Genomic DNA, 250 nt, shown 5'->3' on the forward strand with positions numbered 1-250 from the left:
TAGGCCGAACGGCCGATGGGCTTGCCGTCGCCGGTCTTGAACAGCGGGTCGTCCTGCTGGAAGCCCACGATTGCGAACACGCTGAAGCCATAGGCGGTCAGGTGCTGGCCGTGAGCGGGCCAGAACGCGTTGATCGAGTTGCTTTCCACGCGCATCGGCTTTGCATCGATCAGTTTCTGGTCGATCAGGCCCGAGACGAAATCGTGCGCGGATTCCTGGCAGGTGAGCGCGTCGTCGAGGGCCGCGGCGC

Annotated in this window: 1 protein-coding gene; it reads right to left on the reverse strand. The window is 64.4% G+C overall.

Annotated features, from left to right (window positions below; all coding sequences use genetic code 11):
- Positions 1-250 (reverse strand): hypothetical protein (locus R2R70_RS22030; protein ID WP_410979201.1); only part of this gene is annotated, 250 nt, incomplete at both ends.

It is taken from the genome of Cobetia sp. SIMBA_158 (assembly GCF_046566945.1).
GTDB lineage: Bacteria > Pseudomonadota > Gammaproteobacteria > Pseudomonadales > Halomonadaceae > Cobetia > Cobetia amphilecti.